Here is a 20,284-nt window from a genome sequence, read left to right on the forward strand (position 1 = left end):
CGCCCCTACGCCGTGCTATCGTCCGGCGATTCCTGCCACGGTCCCCTGTCATGCCCCATGCCCTGCGCCTGCTGCCGGTTCTGCTGCTCGCCCTGCTCGGCGGCGTGCTGCTCAGCAGCATGGCCTGGCACCGCGCCGAACAGGCGACCCTGGCCGAGGCCAGCCTGCTCGGCCAGGAGCAGCTGCGTCTGCATGCCAGCGGCCTGCAGACCCTGATCGACCGCTTTCGCGCCCTGCCGGCGGTGCTGGCCCAGGACCCCGAACTGATCGCTGCCCTCACCACGCCGCCTGATGCCGCGGCCACCGAGCGACTCAATCTCAAGCTGGAACGCCTCAATGCTGCGGCCCAGTCCTCGACCCTGGAGGTGCTGGATCGTACGGGACTGGCCATCGGCGCCAGCAACTGGCGGCTGCCTACCAGCTATGTGGGTCACAACTATGGCTTTCGTCCCTATTTCCGCGAGACCCTCGCCGGTGGCAGCGGCCGCTTTTATGCTGTGGGCGTTACCACCGGCATTCCCGGCTATTTCCTCTCCCACGCCGTGCTGGACGCCCAGGGGCGCTTTCTCGGCGCGGTGGTGGTCAAGCTGGAATTCCCCGCCATAGAAGCGCGCTGGGGCGAGCATCCCGAGGTCCTGCTGGTAAGCGATGCCCGTGGCGTGGTCTTTGCCGCCAATCGCCCGGCCTGGCGCTATCGCCTGCTGCGCGAGCTGACCCCGGCCGATCGCGCTGAACTGGCCACCACCCGCCAGTACGACAGGCGCACCCTGCAACCCCTGCCCTATCGCCAGCAGCGGGTGCTCGGCGAGCAGCGCCAGGTGGCCCACATCCAGGCCCCCGAAGGCAGCGCCGACTACCTCTGGGACAGCCTGCCGCTGCCCAGCGAAGGCTGGACCCTGCACCTGCTCAGACCGACCCGCGACCTGCAAGGCGGTGGCCTGGGCGCGGCCCTGGCCGCCGGGTGCGCCTGGCTGCTCTTGGTCTGCGCCAGCTTGCTGCTAGTCCAGCGGCGCCGGCTACAGCGTTTGCGCCAGCGCAGTCGCCTGGAGCTGGAGCAATTGGTGGAAGCCCGCACCGCCGAGTTGCGCACCGCCCAGGATGGCCTGGTGCAGGCTGCCAAGCTGGCCGCCCTAGGGCAGATGTCGGCGGCCTTGGTGCACGAACTCAACCAGCCGCTCACTGCCCAGCGCATGCATCTAGCGAGTCTGCGCCTGCTGCTGGATCACGGCCGGCTGGACGAGGCCCGCGCCGCCTTGGAGCGCCTTGATGGCCTGCTGACCCGCATGAGCGGCCTCACCGCTCACCTCAAGACCTATGCGCGCAAGACCCCCGCCGGCCTGCGCGAGCGGGTCGATCTGGCTCGGGTGGTGGATCAGGCGCTGGAGTTGCTGGAGGCCCGCCGCGCCGAGCTGACCGTCGAGCTACTTTTGGAGCTGACGCGACCGGCCTGGTTGCTGGGCGATCCTATCCGCTTGGAGCAGGTACTGGTCAATCTGTTGCGCAACGCCCTAGACGCTGTGGCGGAGCGTTCTCGGCCGCAGGTCCGGGTCAGCCTCAAGCAGGAGGGAGATAGCTGGTTGCTGCAGGTGGCTGACAACGGCGGGGGCATCGCCGCCGAGCATCTGGACCAGGTGTTCGATCCCTTCTTCACCACCAAGCCGGTCGGCGAAGGCTTGGGACTGGGCCTGGCGGTGTCCACGGCCATCGTCCAGGCCCAGGGCGGCAGCCTGGCCGCCCGCAACGGCGCCGAGGGCGCGGTCTTTGCCCTGCGGCTGCCGGCTGCGCCGGAGTCAGCCGGCTAGCGCACGCAGAGCGTCACCAGCAGGGCAAAGCCCCAGCCGAGCACCCCGGTCACCAGCAGGGTCGCCGCATCCCAGGGGCCGCGAGTGGCATCCAGGAGGGGCAGGCCGACGCCGCCGATCAGGGTGCTGGCGAGGATGCCTGCCAGGATCCGGACCAGCGGCCAGTGACTATCGGCGGGTTCCTCAGGGGTGGCAGCGAGGCGTTCTCTTTCGGACATGGCAGGGCTCCACCAGGGGATATGGAGGGCGACCCTAGCCCGGCAACCTGAAGCTGCGATGAAGCGGCGCTTCAGATTGCCTTCAGCTTGACCGTCAAGACTGCGCCTCGTATTCCCCCCGGAGAGGTCGCGATGCCCGACGTGACTTGGCAGTTCCCGCACAGCTTTACCCTGGCGGATCGCAGCGGTTCGCTGCTGGCCCGCCTGGAGCCGCACGAGGCGCCCGGCCGGCAGGCGACCGAAGCCTTCATCGGCGCGCGTTTCGCCCTGGAGCATGGTGCCCGCATCAGCCACTTCCTGCCGCTACTGCTCGCCCTGCGCGATGCCGAGGGCGTGCTGCAGGCGGCGGTGGGTATCCGTCCCGCGCTGGATCAGCCGCTGTTTCTCGAACGCTATCTTCCCCAGCCGGTGGAAACCCAGGTGGCGGCGGCGCTCGGCCGGCCGATCGATCGCGCGGAGGTGGTGGAGGTTGGCAATCTGGCGGCTCTGGGTCCTGGCCAGGCGCGCCTGCTGATCGTCGTCACCACCTGGCTGCTGGCCCGCAGCGGCCGCCGCTGGGTGACCTTTACCGGCGCCACCCGCCTGATCAACAGCTTTCATCGCCTCGGCTTGGCGCCCCAGGTGCTGGGCGCGGCCGATCCGGCCTGTCTGGGCGCCGAGCGCGAGAGCTGGGGCTCCTACTACGCCAACGCTCCCCAGGTCTGCGCCGGTGACATCCAACAGGGCTATCAGCAGCTGCTGCAGGCCGGCATCTTCGCCCGCCTGGGCCTCACCCCCTTGGCGAGGAAAACTGCCATGTCGCGTGAAGCCTGTCCTGTCGTCGATTTCTTCACCACCCTGGAGCGCCACGCCTGGCACGCGGACCGGCCGGCGCTGACTGGCAGTCACGAAACCTGGAGCTATGCCCGACTGCTGCAGGAGGTCACGGCCCGCGCCGCCTGGCTGCGCGAGCACGAGATCCGGCGGCTGGCGTTGGACCTGCCCAACGGCCCCGAACTGCTTGCCTGGGACCTGGCCGCCCTGCGTGCCGGGCTGCCCTGCGTGACCCTGCCGGACTTCTTCAGCCCTGCGCAGCGCGCCCACGTCTTGCGCGACTGTGGCGCCGATCTTCTTCTGGGACGCCCGGAGCGCACCCAGGAATGGGCCGCGGCAGGCTTTACCGCGGGCGAGAGCGGCTGGCAGCGGCCGGCCTCGGCCCGGGCCCCGCTGCCGGCAGACACCGCCAAGCTCACCTATACCTCCGGCACCACCGGCACGCCCAAGGGCGTCTGCCTCAAGGCCGGGCAGCTGCTGCGGGTGTCCGCCAGCCTGGAGGGCGCCAGCCGGCCAGTGGCGCCCCAGCGCCATCAGGTGCTCCTGTCGCTGGGCATCCTGCTGGAAAATCTCGGCGTCTATGCCGCGCTGCTGGCCGGTGCCGAGGTGGTGGTGCTCAAGGGCACGGATCAGGGTGTCAGCGGCTCCGCCGGCATTGACTGGCTCCGTCTGGCCGCCTGCCTGCACGGGCGCCAGCCGCACAGTTTGATCCTCATGCCCCAGCTGTTGCAGGGACTCGTGGAACTGGGCGAACGCGGGCTGCTGCGCCTTGACCCGCTGCGCTTCGCTGCTGTGGGTGGGGCACCGCTGAGCGAGGCGCTGCTGACCCGCGCCAGCGCCCTGGGCCTGCCGGTGTTCCAAGGCTACGGTTTGTCGGAGTGTGCCTCGGTGGTGGCCCTCAACCAGCCCGACGCCAACCGCCCGGGCAGCGTCGGCCAGCCCCTGCCCCACGTGCGCCTGCGCCTGGCCGCCGACGGCGAGATCCTGGTTGGCGGCGTCGATTTCGCCGGTTATCTGGGCGAATCCGCGAGCGCCACCGACGAGGTGGCCACCGGTGATCTCGGCGAGTTCGACGCCGACGGCTATCTCTATCTGCGCGGCCGCAAGAAACACCAGTTCAGCCTGGCCTCGGGGCGCAACGTCGACCCGGGCTGGATCGAGGCCGAACTCACCCAGCGCGGCCCCATCGCCCAGGCTTACGTCCAGGGTGAGGGCGCTGCCCATCTGGTGGCCTTGCTCTGGCCGCGCCAGCCGGACCTGCCCGACAGCGTGCTCGCCGACCAGGTCGCCCGCCTCAACCAGCGCCTGCCCGACTATGCCCGCATCGGCGCCTGGCGCCGTCTCGCCGAACCCTTCACCCCCGCCAACGGCCTGCTCACCGCGACCGGACGCCTTCGCCGCGACGTCATCCAGGCGCATCACGCGGCCCTGCTCGCCGACCTTCTGGAGATACCAGCATGAGCTTCTTCGCCACCCTGCAAACCGAAACCGCCACGGAACGCCAGATGCTGTTCGAGGTGCCCATCATCCGCGCCGCCCTGAGCGGCAACGTCGCCCTGGAGAGCTACCTCGCCTTTCTCGGCCAGGCCTATCACCACGTCCGCCACACCGCACCGCTGATGATGGCCTGCGGCGCCCGCCTGCCGGCGCGCCTGGAATGGCTGCGCGGCGCCGTCTGCGAATACATCGAGGAGGAATACGGCCACGACCAGTGGATCCTCAATGACATCGCCGCCTGCGGAGGCACTGCCGAGACGGTGCGCGCCAGCCGCCCTGAACTGCCCATCGAGCTGATGGTGGCCTATCTCTACGACTTCATCGCCCGCGACAATCCGGTCGGCCTGTTCGGCATGGTCAATGTGCTCGAAGGCACCAGCATCGCCCTGGCCACCCAGGCCGCTGACGCCATCCGCGGCCAGCTGGGCCTGCCGGCTAGCGCCTTCAGCTACCTGGACTCCCACGGCAGCCTCGATCAGGAACACATGGCGACCTATCGCCAGCTGATGGATCGCCTGGACGATCCGGTCGACCAGGCCGCGGTGATCCGGGTGTCCAAGGTGGTCTATCGCCTCTATGCCGACATGTTCCGCGCCCTGCCCGGAGCCGGCCAGCAACCGGAGCAGCGCCATGCAGCTGCCTGACTGCCGCATCCTGCTGACCGGAGCCAGCGGCGGCATCGGCCTGCCGCTGGTGGAGCAACTCTGCGCCGGCGGCGCCCAGGTGCTGGCGGTCGCCCGTAACACCCGCGCCCTGCAGCCTCTGGCCGAGCGCCTGGGTGGCCGGCTGCGGTTGCTCGATGCCGATCTCACCCGCCGGGCCGATCGCCAGGCGGTGCTGGCCGAAGCCAGTCGCGGCCAGGGCGTCAACGTGCTGCTCAACGCGGCCGGCAGCAACAGCTTCGCCCTGCTCGAAGCCCTCGACGACGACGCCATCGACAACCTGCTGGCGATCAATATCCGCGCTGCCATCCAGCTGACCCGCCTGCTGCTGCCGCTGCTGCGCCGCCAGCCGCGGGCGGTGATCGCCCACGTCGGCTCCACCCTAGGCTCCATCGGCTATCCCGGCTATGCGCCCTATTGCGCCAGCAAGTTCGCCCTGCGCGGCTTCACCCAGGCCCTGCGCCGGGAACTGGCCGATACCCGCATCCGCGTGCTCTATGTGGCCCCCCGCGCCACCCGCACGACAATGAACAGCCCGGCGGCCATGGCCGTGAACCAGGCGCTCAAGAGCCAGGTGGACGAACCCGCCATGGTCGCCGGCGCGGTGATCCGTGCCCTGGTCGAGGATCGTCAGGAGCTCTATCTCGGCTGGCCGGAAAAGCTCTTCGTCCGTCTCAACGGCCTGCTGCCCGGCCTGGTGGATCGCGCCCTGCGCCGCCAGCTGCCGGTGATCCGCCGCTTCATCGACCCTGCCTTCGCCCCGGAGAAACACCCATGACGTCCCCACGCAAGGCCCTCGTCCTGTTGCTCGCCGCGCTGCTCGCCAGCCCCTTCGCCCTGGCCGACGATGGCCTACGCCTGGCCCAGATCCAGCAGCGCTGGGCCGAGATCCAGTACCGCCTGCCCAGCGCCGAAAAGCCCGCCGCCTTCGAACAGCTGGCCGGCGAGGCCCGCGCCTTCACCCAGGCCGCGCCCCAGTCGGCCCCGGCGCTGATCTGGCAGGGCATCGTGCTCAGCAGCTGGGCCGGCGCCCAGGGCGGACTCGGCGCCCTGGGCAAGGTCAAGGAAGCCCGCAGCGACCTGGAGCAGGCGCTCAAGCTCGATCCCGCGGCGCTGCAGGGGAGCGCCTACACCAGTCTCGCCGCTCTCTACGACCGCGTCCCCGGCTGGCCAGTCGCCTTTGGGGACGCCAGCGAAGCCGATCGTCTGCTGCAGCAGGCCCTCGCCCTCAACCCCAGCGGTATCGATACCCTATACTTCTGGGGAGACCACCTGTATCGCCAGAAGCGCTACGCCGAGGCCCGCGCCGCCCTGCTCAAGGCGCAGCACGCCGCACCGCGGCCCGGACGCGAACTGGCCGACCAGGGACGGCGGGGCGAGATCGCCGCGTTGCTCAAGGACGTCGACCAGAAGCTGAAGTGACGAGGCCTCCATGCGCGTGCTGCTGATCGAAGACGATCCCGACCTCGGCGAAGGCATCCGCACCAGTCTGCGGGAAGAGGGCTATACCCTGGACTGGCTCAAGGACGGCGAAAACGCCGTCCACGCCCTGCGCGAAGAGGGCTTCGACCTGGTGGTGCTGGATCTTGGTCTGCCGCGCCTGGACGGCATCCAGGTGCTACGCCAGAGCCGCGCCAACGGCCTGACTACCCCGGTGCTGATCCTCACCGCCCGCGACGACACCGAGGACCGGGTCGCCGGCCTCGACGCCGGCGCCGACGACTACCTGGTCAAGCCCTTCGACATCAAGGAACTCAAGGCCCGCCTGCGCGCCCTCCTGCGCCGGCGCAACGGCCCCTCGCAGATCCAGCTCGAAGGTGGCGGCATCGCCCTCGATCCGGGCACCCGCCGGGTCACCTTCGACGGCCAGCCGGTCAACCTCACCCCGCGCGAATACCAGCTGCTGCACGAACTGCTGGCCAATCCGGGCAAGATCTTCAGCCGCGATCGCCTCATGGGGCTGCTCTACGGCTGGGACGAGGGGGTGGAAAGCAACACCCTGGAAGTCCACATCTACAACCTGCGCAAGAAGCTGCGCGCCGACCTGATCCGCACGGTCAGGGGCATCGGTTACCGCCTCGAATGTCCATGACCTCCATCCGCCGCCGTACCGTCGGCCTGGTGCTCTCGCTGTTGCTGATCGGCACCCTGCTGATCGCCCTGACCAACGTCCACGACAGCCAGCGCGAGATCGGCGAGATCTACGATGCCCAGCTGGCGCAGAGCGCGCGCATCCTGCAGGGCATGCTGCGTGCCGCCTCCCGCGGCGAAGGCCGCCTGGCGCTGCACGCCAGTGTCACCCAGGCCCTGGCCGAGGCCAACGACAGCCCTTATGGCCACCGCTACGAGGCCAAGATGGCCTTCCAGGCCTGGAACGCCCGCGGCGAACCCCTGATGCGTTCGCCCAGCGCGCCCATCTTCAGCATGCCGACGACCCCGGGTTTCACCGAGCAGACCCTTGAGGGCGAGGCCTGGTATGGCTTCCTGCTGCCCGATCCCGAGCACGACTTGATGCTCTGGGTCGGCGAGCGCGAAGAGGTCCGCGCCGATCTGGTCCGCCGCATCCTGCGCCATACGCTCACGCCTCATCTGATCGGTCTGGTGCTGCTGTCACTGCTGGCCTGGCTGGCCATCGGCTGGGGCCTCAAACCGCTGCGGCGCATGGCCGGGCTGATCCGCCACCGTGACCCGGAATCCCTGCAACCCTTGCAGCTCGACCCCTTGCCGCGCGAACTGGAACCCATGCAGGCCGCGCTCAATCGTCTGCTCCTGCAGATCGAGCAACTGCTGCAGCGCGAACGCCGCTTCATCGCAGACGCCGCCCACGAGTTGCGCACCCCCCTGGCGGTGCTGCGCCTGCACGCGCAGAACGCCCTGTCGGCGCAGACGGCGGCGGCCCGCGACGAGGCGCTGAAATTCGTCGTCAGCGGCACCGATCGCCTGACCCGGGTGGTCAACCAGCTGCTGATCCTGGCGCGCCTGGAACCCCGGCCGAGCTGGAGCGCCGAGCAGCGCTTCGACCTGCGAACCGCCCTCAGCGCCACCCTGGAAGAGCTGGGCCCCTGGATTCTCGACAGGGGCCTGGACCTCAGCCTCGACGCCAAAGCCAGCCAGGTGCAGGTTCATGGCGACAGCGCCATGCTGGGCATCGCCCTGCAGAATCTGCTGACCAATGCGGTCAACGTCTCGCCTCCCGGCGGCGAGATCCGCGTCCGCCTGGAGGTCACCGCCGACTGGGCGGAGATCCAGATCCTCGATCAGGGCCCCGGCATCGCGGAGGAGATCCAGCCGCGGCTGTTCGAGCGCTTCTACAGCAGCGGCGCGGCCAATGGCGCCGGCCTGGGACTATCCATCGTCCAGACCGTCGCCCAGCACCTGGGCGGACGCATCGAGCTGGACAACCGCCCCGAGGGCGGCGCCTGCGCCCGTCTCGGCCTGCCGGTGCTGCCGGGACCCGCCTAGGGACTCGACCCGTTGCCGGCCTTCGGGCAAGGTAGCGACGCACCGGCCGCGAGAGGACGCTCCCCATGCAAGCCCAGGTCTATCTGGTCGACGACGAAGCCAGCATCCGCGAAGCGGTGCGCCAGTGGCTGGAGCTGTCGGGGCATCAGGTGCGGCTGTTTGCCCGCGCCGAAGACTGCCTGGCGGCAGTGACCCCCGATTTCGCCGGGGTGGTGGTTAGCGACGTGCGCATGCCCGGCATGGACGGCCTGGCCTTGCTGGAACGGCTGCAGGTGCTGGACGCTGACCTGCCGGTGATCCTGCTCACCGCCCACGGCGATGTCACCCTGGCGGTCAGCGCCATGCGCCAGGGCGCCTATGACTTCCTGGAAAAGCCCTTCAGCCCCGAGGCCTTGCTCGGCGATCTCGGCCGCGCCCTGGAAAAGCGCCGGTTGGTGCTGGAGAACCGCCAGTTGCATCGCCGGGTCGACGACCAGAGCGCCCTCGCCCGCCGGTTGCTCGGCGTCTCACCCGGCATCGTGCGCCTGCGCCAGCAGATCCTCGACCTGGCGCCGACGCCAGTCAACGTCCTCCTGCGCGGCGAGACCGGCAGCGGCAAGGAACTGGTCGCCCGCTGCCTCCACGACTTTGGTCCCCGCGCCAGCAAGGCCTTCGTCGCACTCAACTGTGCGGCCATCCCCGAGCAGTTGTTCGAGAGCGAATTGTTCGGTCACGAGAGCGGCGCCTTCACCGGCGCCCAGGGCAAGCGCATCGGCAAGCTGGAATACGCCAACGGCGGCACCCTGTTTCTCGACGAGATCGAGAGCATGCCCCTGGCGCAGCAGGTAAAGCTCTTGCGGGTACTGCAGGAGCAGCGTCTAGAGCGCCTGGGCTCCAACCAGAGCATCGCCCTGGACCTGCGCATCGTCGCCGCCACCAAGCCGGACCTGCTGGAGGAAGCCCGTGCCGGACGCTTTCGCGAAGACCTGGCCTATCGCCTCAATGTCGCCGAACTGCACCTGCCGCCGCTACGCGCCCGCCGTGAAGACATCCCGCTGCTGTTCGATCACTTCCTCGCCGAGGCCGGCGCCCGCCTGGGCCGCTCGGTCACCCCGCCCGGCGCGGCGCGGCTGGCCCAGCTGCTGGGTCACGGCTGGCCGGGCAATGTCCGCGAACTGGCCAATGCTGCCGAACGCGAGGTCTTGGGCCTGGGCGCGCCCCCCGCAGCCCAAGGCAATTCCCTGGCCGATCAGCTGGAAGCCTTCGAGGCCCAGTGCCTGCGCGCCGCTCTGGCCCGCCACGGCGGCGAGATCAAGGCGGTGATGGACGAGTTGCAGCTGCCGCGGCGTACCCTCAACGAGAAAATGCAGCGGCACGGCCTGGTACGCGCCGACTTCCGCGACGACGACTGAGCGGCCATAGGCGGAAATCCGCTCATTGCCAGCCGGCTTTCGGCGATCTTTCGCCGATCCCTCTCTGTAAAACCCAGTCAGGACGCGGCTTCGCGACCTGGCACGCCCCCTGCTATAGCCCTTGTCGACGCCCCGAGCGCCCTAATAACAACGACAAGAGGAACATCCCTGTGGATAGCACCGCTACCCTCGCGGCCGGCCAGACCGCGCCCAAGACCACCTCGCAGCGCATCAAGTCCATCTTCAGCGGTTCCGTCGGCAACCTGGTCGAATGGTACGACTGGTACGTCTACGCCGCCTTCTCGCTGTATTTCGCCAAGGCCTTCTTTCCCAAGGGCGACCAGACCGCCCAGCTGCTCAACGTCGCCGCCATCTTTGCCGTGGGCTTTCTCATGCGTCCCATCGGCGGCTGGCTGATGGGCCTCTATGCCGACAAGGCCGGCCGCAAGTCCGCGCTGATGGTCTCGGTGATCATGATGTGCGCCGGCTCGCTGATCATCGCCCTCACCCCCAGCTACACCACCATCGGCGTCGCCGCCCCCATCATGCTGGTGCTGGCGCGGCTGCTGCAGGGCCTCTCAGTGGGCGGTGAATACGGCACCTCCGCCACCTACCTGAGCGAGATGGCGACCAAGGAAAGCCGCGGCTTCTACTCCAGCTTCCAGTACGTCACCCTGATCTCCGGCCAGTTGCTGGCGCTGGCTACCCTGATCGTGCTGCAGCAGACCCTGACCGTCGAACAGCTGGAAAGCTGGGGCTGGCGCATTCCCTTCCTGATCGGCGCCGCCTGCGCCGTGACCGCGCTCTACCTGCGTCGCGGCATGGAAGAGACCAGCTCCTTCAAGAAGGCCGAAAAGCCCAAGGAATCCCTGATGCGCACGCTGGCGCGCCATCCCAAGGAATTCTTGACCGTGGTCGGCCTGACCATGGGCGGCACCCTGGCCTTCTACACCTACACCACCTACATGCAGAAGTACCTAGTCAACTCGGTGGGCATGAGCAAGACCGACGCCACCTCCATCTCGGCGGCGACCCTGTTCCTGTTCATGCTGCTGCAGCCCGTGGTCGGCGCTCTCTCCGACCGCGTAGGCCGGCGCCCGGTACTGATCGCCTTCGGCGTGCTCGGCACCCTGTTCACCTACCCGATTCTCACTGCCCTGGGTAGCGTCACCAGCTGGTGGGGCGCCTTCGGCCTGATCATGGTGGCGCTGGTGATCGTCAGCTTCTACACCTCGATCAACGCCGTGGTGAAGGCCGAGCTGTTCCCCACCGAGATCCGCGCCTTGGGCGTCGGCCTGCCCTATGCCCTGACCGTGTCCATCTTCGGCGGCACCGCCGAATACCTGGCCCTGTGGTTCAAGAGCATCGGCATGGAGAGCGGCTACTACTGGTACGTGACCGGCTGCATCGCCTGCTCGCTGCTGGTCTACGTCTTCATGAAGGACACTCGCGATCACTCGCGCATCGTGCACGAATAACCGCTCGTCCCTGGGTGCGGGCCTCTCGGTCATTAGATTTGGCCGTCCGGCCCGCCCCCCTTTGCCTGGGCTTTGTGGCACGCCATCGTAGTGCCACCGGCAGCGTTCACAACGGTCATTTCGCTGACCGCTGTGGCGAGTTCGCCCCCTCCTCCCAAGCCCCGGTTACACACTCATGGAAATCGACTACGGTCCCAGCTACGCCAAACTGGGTCTCCAGTTTCAATACCAGTGGAGCACCCTGCTGCGCGATGCCCTGAAGAAGCACGGCATCACCGACGCCCAGGCCAAGGCCATCTGCGGCGACTTCGCCTTCGATCTCTCCAAGCTCATCGACGAAGCCGAAATCAAGGCCGACGGCCTCTCCTATCGCCCGGTGATCGCCTTCACTGAGGACGAGGAAACCCTGCTGGTGCAGTCCGCCGAATTCGACTATCACGAAGCGGCCTACGCCACTGCCGCAGCGGCGTTCGAGAAGAAGTAAGGCTTGCGGGGGCCTTGCGCCCTCACCCTAACCCTTTCCCCCAGGGAGAGGGGGCGGTCTGGAGCGGTAGCGGGCTTCTTCTCCAGACATCGGCCTCGATATTGTTTCAGTGTTGCTGCGATAGCGATTCGCGCCGCCCGGGCTAAGGCCAGCTCCAGCAGCTACACCTCCTGATCTCCACGCCGTCGTCAGCCAGGCTTGACCTTGGGCTTGCGGGTGCGCGTCGGTGCGCCACCCGGCTTGGCTTTGGCCTTGGTCCCGCCTGTACGCCGCTTCTTCTTCCAGGGCGCGCCGCTGCCCGCTGGCGGCGGTCCGCTGATGCTCAGGGTCAGGCCGAGACAGCGCTCCACCTGCTTGCCCATCCAGGCCGATTGCTTGGTAACGAATTCGGCCAGGCTCAGTTCGCCTTCCTGCACCCGATCCAACGCCTGCTCCCAGAGCGCCGTGGTGCCCGGATCGGCGATGGCCCGGGGCACGGCGTCGATCAGGCCGAAGGCCGCGGGCGTGGCCGCCAGGGCCTTGCCCTGCTTGACCAGGTAGCCGCGGTCCAGCAGGCCTTGGATGATGCTGGCGCGGGTCGCCTCGGTACCGATGCCGGTGGTGTCCTTGAGCTTCTGCTTGAGGGCCGGATCCTCCACCAGCTTGGCGACATTCTTCATCGCCTTGATCAGATCGCCCTCGGTGAAGGGCTTGGGCGGCTGGGTCAACTGATCCTTGCAGCGCACCTCGACCACTGGATAGGACTCACCCTCGCGCAGCTCGGGCAGCGCCTGGGGCGGCGGTGCCTCGCGGCCCTTTGGCGGCGTGAGCGACTCGGGCAAGGCGCGACGCCAGCCCGGTTCCACCAGCCGCTTTCCGGTGGCCCGCAGACGTTCGCCGCCCGCCTCGAAATCGGCCTGGGTGCGATCGAATTCGTGCGGCGGCAGGAACTGCGCCAGGTAGCGCGCGCGGATCAGGCCATAGACATTGCGCTCCTGGGGACTCAGGCGGCCCAAGTCGCGGGTCACCAGGGTCGGGATGATGCCGTGGTGGGCGCTGACCTTGGCGTCGTTCCAGGCCCGGGAGCGGCGACTGGCGTCCAGGTGGTCGCGCAGGGGGGCGAGACTGCTATCGGCGCCCAGCAAGGCGGCCAGCAGCGCCGGCGCCTCGGCGTGCTGGGACAGCGGCAGGTAGCCGCAATCACTGCGCGGATAGGTGATCAGCTTGTACTTCTCGTAGAGCGCCTGGGCGACGTCAAGGGTCTGCTGGGCGCCCAGGTTGAGGCGCTTGGAGCAGACCTCCTGCAGGGTGCCCAGATCGAAGGGTAAGGGTGCCGCCTCGCGGATACGCTCGGTCTTGAGCTTGACCAGTCGCGCCTGCCCGGCCGCCTCGATAACCTTCGCCGCCGCCTGGGCCACCTCGGGCTTGAGACAGCGGCCCTGGTCGTCACAGACGTCCTCTGGGGGCTGCCATTGGGCCTGGAAGCGGCTACCCGAGGCGTCCAGGGTCGCCTCCACGGTCCAGAAGGGCACCGGCACGAAGGCGGCGATGGCGCGATCGCGGTCCACCACCAGGCGCAGAGTCGGCGTCTGTACCCGCCCAACCGAGAGCACGCCCTGATAACCGGAGCGACGCCCCAGCAGGGTGAACAGCCGGCTCATGTTCATGCCGATCAGCCAGTCGGCGCGCGAGCGTCCCAGAGCGGACTGATAGAGTCCATAGGTCTCGGCACCGGGCTTGAGCGCCGCCAGGGCGCGGCGGATGGAGACGTCATCCAGCGCCGACAGCCACAACCGGCGGATCGGCCCGCGATAGCGGCAATGTTCCACCAGCTCGCGGGCGATCATCTCGCCCTCCCGGTCGGCGTCGGTGGCGATCACCAGTTCGCTGGTCTCGCCCAGCAGGCGCTTGACCGCCTTGAACTGGCTGCCGGTGGTCTTCTTGACCTGCAGCTTCCACTGCTCGGGGACAATAGGTAGGTCGTCCAACGACCAGCGCTTGTAGCGGGCGTCATAGGCGTCGGGGGGCGCCGTTTCCAGCAGATGGCCGATGCACCAGGTCACGGTCACGCCCTGCCCTTGCAGGCAGCCCTCGCCGCGCCGGGTGGCGCCGAGGATGCGGGCGATGTCCTTGGCCTGGGAGGGTTTTTCGCAGAGATACAGCTGCATGGTGGGCGTCGCACTGGAGGAATCGCCACAGGATGCAAAGCGCCATCGGCCAGCGCAAGGACTAATCTGTATATCCGTACAGAAAGCCGCGTTTGCGCAAATTCGCCCAATGGGCCACAACGTCCACACGACGTGGATCACAGCTTGAACGGCTGCTGGCAAAGATGCGGAATCTTGCCGGGGCTGGGCAGTCCTTGGCTACGGCACTTTCGCCGTCTTTAGCCGAGCTCTGGGAGGCGTCAATGAACACTGTTGCTATGGATCGCGCCACCGCCGAGAGCACCGGCGCCGGAAATCTCGTCGACACCGCCAGCGGCCAGGCCCTGCGGGCCAGCATTTCGGCCATGCGCCGGACCACTAGCCAGGTGCAGCGCATCAACGATCAACTCTGGGAAGTCTGGCCGGACGGCCGTCGCAAGCTGCTGCTGCGCTAAGACCTCCCGCCCGACGCCCTAGGCGGGCGTCGGCGCCTCCAGCGCTGCCAGATAGGTCGCGACCTCGGCCTGGATCCAGGCGCTGAAGCGCTCCTGCTTTTCCGCCGATTCGGCACGTTCCGGCCAGACCAGCCAGTAGGCATAGGGATAGGGCGCCGTCACCGGACTGAGCTGGACCAGACGCCCCTCGTTCAGCGCGGCCTGCACCAGGCTGCGCCGCTCCAGCGCCAGCGCCTGACCAAGGCGTAGCGCCTCCAGTACCACGTTGGAATCGTTCACGCTGATGCCGCGATTGGGCGCTGCTTCGCCTAGACCGGCCGTTTCGCCCCAGTGCAGCCAGGTTTCCTCCGTGTGCAATAGCGGCTGCGCGAGGGCCTCCTCCAGGCTGCGCGGCAGTTGCCCACCGTTGTAACCAGGCGCCGCCACCAGCAGCACATCGTCCTGAAACAACCGTAGCGCCGTCAGGCCATCCCACTGCCCCTCGCCCATGCGCACTCCAATATCCACCATGCCCTGGCGCAGATCCTGGAAATCCAGGCTGGTCTGGATACGGATGCGGTACTCCGGGTGCAGGGCGCGAAAACGCGGCAGCCGGGGCAACAGCCAGTGGGTGGCGAAGGAGGGAAAGGTGGCGAACACCAGTTCGTTGCGTCGCGGGCGCGCCTGCAGGCGCCGGGTCGCCTCGCCCAGATCGTCGAGCAACTGGCGGACCTGCTCGGCATAGACGCGACCGTCGCCGGTGACCTCGATCCCGCGCCCCTGGCGCTCGAACAGCACCATGCCCAGCTGATGCTCTAGGCCCTTCACCTGCTGACTGACCGCGGCATGGGTGAGGTGCAATTCATTGGCGGCGCGAGTCACGCTGCCCAGGCGGGCAACCGCTTCGAAGCAGCGCAGAGCATTCAACGGCGGCACGCGCGACATGTAAGCTTTCCTTAACGATCCGGTCAGAATTTCTCGCTGGAAGCAGCTTCACCGAATCCTTAGTGTCTTGTCCAGAGCAGCGCCTGGTGTGAAACACGCGGCCAGGATGACGTTCCACGTGAAACAGGATTCACTCTTTCTGACAGGACGCCCCCCATGCAACTCATTGGCATGCTCGACTCCCCCTATGTGCGGCGGGTCGCGATCTCCCTTCGCCTGCTGGTTCTGCCCTTCGAGCTGCGCCAGATCTCGCTGTTTCGTGAGGTCGAGCGCTTTCGCAGCTTCAATCCGGTGCTCAAGGCGCCCACTCTGATCTGCCTGGACGGCCAGCGGTTGATGGATTCGTCGCTGATTCTGAACTATGCCCAGCATCTCGCCTGCGGCAGTCGGCAATTGCTGCCAAGCGGCCACGCGGCTCGGGCGACCGCTCTCAGTCGCAGCGGCCTGGCGCTGGCCCTGTCAGAGAAGGCGGTGCAGCTGGTGTACGAGCGTGACCTGCGACCGGAAGAGAAACGTCATGCACCCTGGCAGCAGCGCGTGGAGGGGCAGTTGCGCGCGGCCTGTGGCGCCCTGGACAAGGCCTGGCTGGGCCCGCGTCCGCCGCTGGGTGAAGACAGTATCGGCCAGGACGCCATCGACACAGCGGTGGCCTGGACCTTCCTGCACTTCGCCCTGCCCGGGCTGATCGAACGGCGTAACTACCCGACGCTGGAGGCCCTGACCGCCGAGGCGGAGGCCCTGTCGGTGTTTCGCGATTATCCGCTGACGTGAGGAGTTGCTGGGCTTCGCTGGCGCTCAACCCAACCTACGAGAGCATGGCCGTAGATTGGGTTGAGCAACGCGAAGCCCAACACTCAGATCAGCCGCGGTAATACCGCTGCGGTACGAAGGGGGTCTTGGCGACCTTGACCGGCACCTGCTTGCCGCGCACCACGGCGAACAACTGGGTATCCAGGGCGGCGAAGTTGCTGTCGACATACCCCATGGCCACCGGCGCCCCCAGGGTCGGGCCGAAGCCGCCACTGGTGACACGACCGATGCTGGCGCCGTTGGCATCCACCAGCTCCGCACCCTCGCGCACCGGCACCCGCTCCTGCACCAGCAGGCCGACGCGCTTGCGGCTCACGCCGTCGCGCTGTTCGGCGAAGATGCGCTCGGCACCGGGGAAACCGCCGGCGCGACCATTGCCTTCACGACGCACCTTGGAGAGCGCCCACCCCAGGTTGGCCATCACCGGCGTGGTGCCGGCGTCCATGTCATGGCCATAGAGGCACAGACCGGCTTCCAGGCGCAGGGAGTCACGGGCGCCCAGGCCGATGGCCTCGACTTCCGGCTCGGCCAGCAGGCGGCGGGCCAGGGCCTCGGCCGCGGCGCTGGGCACCGAGATCTCGTAGCCGTCTTCGCCGGTATACCCGCTGCGACTGACGATGCAGGGCTGGTCCAGCAGCTTGACACGGCGGACCTGCATGAAGGTCATCTCGGCCACCTCCGGCGCCAGGCGCGCCAGCACCGCGGCAGCGGCGGGTCCTTGCAGGGCCAACAGGGCGCGATCGAACTGCGGCAGCACCTGGCAGCGATCGCCCAGGTGCTTTTCCAGGTGGGCGAGGTCGGCTTCCTTGCAGGCGGCGTTGACCACCAGGTAGAGGCAGTCGCCCAGGTTGGCGACCATGAGGTCGTCGAGGATGCCGCCGTTGTCGTCGGTCAGCAGGGCATAGCGCTGCATGCCGCTGGGGAGGTCGATGATGTCGACCGGTACCAAGGTCTCCAGCGCCTCGGCGGCCTCTTCGCCTTCGAGCATGACCTGGCCCATGTGGGACACATCGAACAACCCGGCCTGGGCGCGGGTGTGCTGGTGCTCCTTGAGCACGCCGAGCGGGTATTGCACCGGCATCTCATAGCCGGCGAAGGGCACCATGCGGGCGCCGAGTTCCAGGTGCAGGGCGTGCAGCGAAGTCTTGAGCAGGGACATGGTGGGGCTCCGTGTCGGGTGGCGGCTGTCGCGCTCCAGGCAAAGGGAACGGGACAGCGCTGGGCTATGGGGTCGCGACGTGGGTGATCGGGTCATCCCTCCCCCCAGCCCCTCCCTGAGGGAGAAGGGCCGGGGGTGAGGGTCAGGCCTCGCCGTAGGCCTCGATCGGCGGGCAGGAGCAGACCAGGTTGCGATCGCCGTAGACGTTGTCGATGCGCGCCACCGGCGGCCAGTACTTGCCGTCCACCAGGCTCGGCAGCGGGAAGACCGCCTGCTCGCGGCTGTAGGGGTGAGTCCACTCGCCCGCCAGTTCACGCGCGGTATGGGGCGCGTTCTTCAGCGGGTTGTCCTGGGGATCCAGGGTGCCGGCTTCCAGGGCGCGGATCTCTTCGCGGATGGCGATCATGGCGTCGCAGAAGCGATCCAGTTCCTGCTTGGACTCGCTCTCGGTGGGCTCGATCATCAGGGTGCCGGCCACCGGGAAGGACATGGTCGGCGCATGGAAGCCGAAGTCGATCAGGCGCTTGGCCACGTCGTCCACGGTCACGCCGCTGCTGTCCTTGAGCGGACGCAGGTCGAGGATGCACTCGTGGGCCACCAGGCCACCGGTGCCGCTGTAGAGCACCGGGTAGTGCTCTTCCAGCCGGCGAGCAATGTAGTTGGCGCTGAGGATGGCCACCTGGGAGGCGCGAGTCAGACCGGCGCTGCCCATCATCTTCAGGTACATCCAGGAGATCGGCAGGATGCTGGCGCTGCCATAGGGCGCTGCGCAGACCGCGCCTTCCTTGCGTTCCAGCCGGGCATGGCCGGGCAGGAAGGGCGCCAGGTGCGCCTTGACGCCGATGGGGCCGACGCCCGGACCGCCGCCGCCATGGGGGATGCAGAAGGTCTTGTGCAGGTTGAGATGGGAGACGTCGCCGCCGAACTGCCCTGGGGCGCAGAGACCGACCATGGCGTTCATGTTGGCACCGTCGATATAGACCTGGCCGCCGTGGTCATGGACCACCTGGCAGATCTCGCGGATGGCCTCTTCGAACACCCCGTGGGTAGACGGATAGGTGATCATCAGCGCGGCCAGGCGCTCGCTGTGCTGCTCGGCCTTGGCACGCAGGTCGTCGAGATCGACGTTGCCGCGCTTGTCACAGGCCACCACCACCACGCGCATGTCGACCATGCTGGCGGTGGCCGGATTGGTGCCGTGGGCCGAGGCCGGGATCAGGCAGACGTCACGCTCGCCCTGACCGCGGCTCGCGTGATAGGCGCGGATGGCCAGGAGGCCGGCGTACTCGCCCTGGGAGCCGGCATTGGGCTGCAGGGAGACGGCATCGTAGCCGGTAGCGGCGCAGAGCATGGCTTCCAGTTCGGTAGTGAGCTGGGCATAGCCCTCGGCCTGATCGGCCGGCGCGAAGGGGTGGATACCACCGAATTCGGCCCAGGTGACCGGGATCATCTCGCTGGCGGCGTTGAGCTTCATGGTGCAGGAACCCAGCGGAATCATGGTGCGATCCAGGGCCAGGTCCTTGTCGGCGAGCTTGCGCAGGTAGCGCATCAGCTCGGTCTCGGAACGATGGCTGGCGAACACCGGATGAGTCAGGAAGGTCGATTGACGCTGCAGCGCCGCGGGCACTTCCACACCCTGGGCATCGCCTAGCTCGGCGACCTGAGGGGCGGGCTTGCCGTCCGCCAGGATCTCCAGCAGCGCCTGGACGTCGGCCAGGGTGCTGGTCTCGTCCAGGGACACGCCCAGGGCCTCGGCACTGACTTCGCGCAGGTTGTAGCCACGGGCACGAGCGGCCTCGTGCAGGGCGGCGGTGCGCGCACCGAACACTAGGGTCAGGGTGTCGAAGGCGGTGTGCTGGGTCTCGTGGCCCAGGCGCTGCAGGCCGGCGGCCAGGAGGCTGGTCAGGCGCTGCACCCGGGTGGCGATGCGGGTCAGGCCCTCGGGACCGTGGTAGACCGCGTACATGCTGGCGATGTTGGCCAGCAGGACCTGGGCGGTGCAGATGTTACTGGTGGCCTTCTCGCGGCGGATGTGCTGCTCGCGGGTCTGCAGCGCCAGGCGATAGGCCGGGTTGCCGTGGCGGTCGATGGAGACGCCGACGACGCGCCCGGGCATGTCGCGCTTGTACTTGTCTTGCGTGGCGAAGTACGCCGCGTGGGGACCGCCGAAACCGAGCGGTACGCCAAAGCGCTGGGCGGTGCCGATGGCCACGTCCGCGCCCAGTTCGCCGGGCGGGGTGAGCAGGGTCAGGGCCAGCAGGTCGGCGGCCATGGCCACCAGAGCACCGGCGGCCTGGAAGGCCTGGATGCTCTCACGGTAGTCACGGATCTCGCCGGTGGTCATGGGGTACTGGAACAGGGCGCCAAAGAATCGGCCGTGGTCCTCGATCTCGGTTTCAACGCCCACCACCACCTCGATGCCCAGGGGCTCGGCACGGGTGCGCAGGACGTCCAGGGTCTGCGGATGGCAGTGCACGGAGGCGAAGAAGGCAGTGGCCTTGTTTTTCGCCAGACGTTTGCAGAACGTCATGGCCTCGGCGGCAGCGGTGCCCTCGTCCAGCAGCGAGGCGTTGGCCACCGGCATGCCGGTGAGGTCGCCGATCAGCGTCTGGAAGTTGAGCAGGGCTTCCAGGCGACCCTGGGAGATCTCCGGCTGGTAGGGGGTGTAGGCGGTGTACCAGGCCGGATTTTCCAGCAGGTTGCGCAGGATCGGCGCCGGGGTGTGGGTGTTGTAGTAGCCCTGGCCGATCAGGCTCTTGAGCAGGCGATTCTTGCCGGCGATGGTGCGCAGCTCGGCCAGGGCGTCGGCTTCGGACAGCCCGGCGGGCAGATCCAGCACGCTGGTGCCCTTGATGCTCTCGGGGATCACCTGAGCGGTCATGGCATCCAGAGATTCGTAGCCGAGCAGATTCAGCATGGCGATCTCGTCGAGCTCGCGCGGACCGATGTGGCGCGGAACGAATTCGTCGGCGGTGCTGAGGGTGTCGTGCAGCGACATGGCGG

17 protein-coding genes are annotated in these 20,284 nt (G+C 68.1%); 12 read left to right on the top strand and 5 right to left on the bottom strand.

From position 1 onward, the window contains the following. Positions 1-50 precede the first annotated feature (50 nt). A complete protein-coding gene (locus EC839_RS12820; protein WP_132832598.1) occupies positions 51-1,802 on the top strand; it encodes an ATP-binding protein in 1,752 nt (583 codons plus the stop codon). On the opposite strand, the gene EC839_RS12825 is transcribed toward EC839_RS12820, so the two are convergent. Continuing rightward, on the bottom strand, positions 1,799-2,020 hold the full coding sequence (locus EC839_RS12825) for a hypothetical protein (protein WP_132832599.1): 222 nt from the start codon (positions 2,018-2,020) through the stop codon (positions 1,799-1,801). The genes EC839_RS12820 and EC839_RS12825 overlap by 4 nt on opposite strands. Positions 2,021-2,152: 132 nt before the next feature. Between EC839_RS12825 and EC839_RS12830 the strand changes: the two genes are divergently transcribed. From EC839_RS12830 to EC839_RS12870, 9 genes are all read left to right on the top strand, one after another. After that, positions 2,153-4,294 carry a thermostable hemolysin gene (locus EC839_RS12830; protein ID WP_132832600.1) on the top strand — a complete coding sequence of 714 codons (2,142 nt, stop codon included), beginning with the start codon at positions 2,153-2,155 and terminating at the stop codon, positions 4,292-4,294. Continuing rightward, positions 4,291-4,974 carry a TenA family transcriptional regulator gene (locus tag EC839_RS12835; protein ID WP_132832601.1) on the top strand — a complete coding sequence of 228 codons (684 nt, stop codon included), beginning with the start codon at positions 4,291-4,293 and terminating at the stop codon, positions 4,972-4,974. Before EC839_RS12830 ends, EC839_RS12835 begins: the two co-directional genes overlap by 4 nt. Beyond that, positions 4,961-5,770, top strand: coding sequence for an SDR family oxidoreductase (locus tag EC839_RS12840; RefSeq protein ID WP_132832602.1), 810 nt, complete (start codon positions 4,961-4,963; stop codon positions 5,768-5,770). Before EC839_RS12835 ends, EC839_RS12840 begins: the two co-directional genes overlap by 14 nt. Beyond that, a complete protein-coding gene (locus tag EC839_RS12845; RefSeq protein ID WP_132832603.1) occupies positions 5,767-6,414 on the top strand; it encodes a hypothetical protein in 648 nt (215 codons plus the stop codon). Before EC839_RS12840 ends, EC839_RS12845 begins: the two co-directional genes overlap by 4 nt. Before the next feature lie 10 nt (positions 6,415-6,424). Continuing rightward, entirely contained in the window at positions 6,425-7,084 is a 660-nt protein-coding gene (locus EC839_RS12850; RefSeq protein WP_132832604.1) for a response regulator transcription factor, read from the top strand. Then, a complete protein-coding gene (locus EC839_RS12855) occupies positions 7,081-8,454 on the top strand; it encodes a HAMP domain-containing sensor histidine kinase (RefSeq protein ID WP_132832605.1) in 1,374 nt (457 codons plus the stop codon). The genes EC839_RS12850 and EC839_RS12855 overlap by 4 nt, the downstream gene beginning before the upstream one ends. Before the next feature lie 65 nt (positions 8,455-8,519). Then, the gene (locus EC839_RS12860) at positions 8,520-9,845 is read left to right on the top strand and encodes a sigma-54 dependent transcriptional regulator (RefSeq protein ID WP_132832606.1); all 1,326 of its coding nucleotides are present in this window, start codon (positions 8,520-8,522) and stop codon (positions 9,843-9,845) included. Positions 9,846-10,015: 170 nt separating this feature from the next. Continuing rightward, on the top strand, positions 10,016-11,323 hold the full coding sequence (locus EC839_RS12865; protein ID WP_007159929.1) for an MFS transporter: 1,308 nt from the start codon (positions 10,016-10,018) through the stop codon (positions 11,321-11,323). 175 nt (positions 11,324-11,498) lie between these two features. Next, a complete protein-coding gene (locus EC839_RS12870) occupies positions 11,499-11,807 on the top strand; it encodes a hypothetical protein (protein ID WP_132832607.1) in 309 nt (102 codons plus the stop codon). A gap of 188 nt (positions 11,808-11,995) precedes the next feature. Here the strand turns inward: EC839_RS12870 and EC839_RS12875 are convergent, their stop codons facing one another. After that, positions 11,996-13,954: a DNA topoisomerase III gene (locus EC839_RS12875; RefSeq protein WP_132832608.1), complete on the bottom strand. Its 1,959-nt coding sequence runs from the start codon at positions 13,952-13,954 to the stop codon at positions 11,996-11,998. A gap of 242 nt (positions 13,955-14,196) precedes the next feature. Between EC839_RS12875 and EC839_RS12880 the strand changes: the two genes are divergently transcribed. Beyond that, positions 14,197-14,388 carry a hypothetical protein gene (locus EC839_RS12880; RefSeq protein ID WP_132832609.1) on the top strand — a complete coding sequence of 64 codons (192 nt, stop codon included), beginning with the start codon at positions 14,197-14,199 and terminating at the stop codon, positions 14,386-14,388. 18 nt (positions 14,389-14,406) lie between these two features. On the opposite strand, the gene EC839_RS12885 is transcribed toward EC839_RS12880, so the two are convergent. Beyond that, the gene (locus tag EC839_RS12885) at positions 14,407-15,312 is read right to left on the bottom strand and encodes a LysR substrate-binding domain-containing protein (RefSeq protein ID WP_132832610.1); all 906 of its coding nucleotides are present in this window, start codon (positions 15,310-15,312) and stop codon (positions 14,407-14,409) included. A 156-nt stretch (positions 15,313-15,468) separates the two neighbouring features. On the opposite strand from EC839_RS12885, the gene EC839_RS12890 reads away from it, so the two are divergent. After that, a complete protein-coding gene (locus EC839_RS12890) occupies positions 15,469-16,083 on the top strand; it encodes a glutathione S-transferase (RefSeq protein ID WP_132832611.1) in 615 nt (204 codons plus the stop codon). 88 nt (positions 16,084-16,171) lie between these two features. On the opposite strand, the gene gcvT is transcribed toward EC839_RS12890, so the two are convergent. Together gcvT and gcvP are read right to left on the bottom strand one after the other, a co-directional pair. Beyond that, positions 16,172-17,281, bottom strand: a complete 1,110-nt coding sequence (gcvT, locus tag EC839_RS12895; protein WP_007159935.1) for a glycine cleavage system aminomethyltransferase GcvT — start codon at positions 17,279-17,281, stop codon at positions 16,172-16,174. 142 nt (positions 17,282-17,423) lie between these two features. Then, positions 17,424-20,279, bottom strand: a complete 2,856-nt coding sequence (gcvP, locus tag EC839_RS12900; protein WP_132832612.1) for an aminomethyl-transferring glycine dehydrogenase — start codon at positions 20,277-20,279, stop codon at positions 17,424-17,426. Positions 20,280-20,284: the final 5 nt, after the last annotated feature.

The organism is Pseudomonas sp. JUb52 (genome assembly GCF_004341115.1).
Lineage (GTDB): Bacteria > Pseudomonadota > Gammaproteobacteria > Pseudomonadales > Pseudomonadaceae > Chryseomonas > Chryseomonas oryzihabitans.